Below are 522 nucleotides of genomic sequence, written 5' to 3'. Positions count from 1 at the left end.
GACTTTTCAGCTCTTCTTCAATAGCTTTCCATCCTGGTTTATCAATATTCATTGTTGCTGTCCTCAATTTTGGCGTAAGCGCGCCCCTGGCGGGTTTACGCCATGTTTAAACCGTCTTTAATTTTGTTGGGTGTTAAATTACGCCGGAGTTAAATAATCTGTTCTGACAAAATAAGGTTCAGTACTAATTTCAACTACCGTGCAATGGGTTAAATCTTTCGCTTTATCAATTGTCTTGACCGGCGTTCCACCGCGTAATATTTTGTTGGGCTGATAAATAAAACTGGCTCCAACCCGATAACGTTGATTAAACCGTTTCGCTTTCATGTCAGACCCCGGCAATATCCAACGGTATCGGTTTATACTGGTCAGTATCCCCCACACGTTCATAAACCCGAATATAGGATTTACTGCCGATAACTTGCAAAGCTTCTCCGATAGCAATCATCGCCTTATTCCAACGCTCATCATCAATATCCAGCCGACGCAGACCCAGGACACGACCTGTATTAATGTCACCTT

The 522-nt window shown here is 42.9% G+C and carries 2 protein-coding genes; both read right to left on the bottom strand.

The features are described from left to right. Window positions 1-138 precede the first annotated feature (138 nt). Window positions 139-327: a hypothetical protein gene (locus tag EAE92_RS25635; protein ID WP_172907961.1), complete on the bottom strand. Its 189-nt coding sequence runs from the start codon at window positions 325-327 to the stop codon at window positions 139-141. A 1-nt stretch (window position 328) separates the two neighbouring features. Beyond that, window positions 329-522: DUF3164 family protein (locus EAE92_RS25630; RefSeq protein ID WP_214069878.1), on the bottom strand; the 194-nt coding region annotated here is incomplete at its 5' end.

It is taken from the genome of Photorhabdus hainanensis (assembly GCF_018448965.1).
Taxonomy (GTDB): Bacteria; Pseudomonadota; Gammaproteobacteria; order Enterobacterales; family Enterobacteriaceae; genus Photorhabdus; species Photorhabdus akhurstii.
The sequence above is the reverse complement of the archived record's forward strand: the minus strand, read 5'-3'. Positions and strand labels throughout refer to the sequence as shown.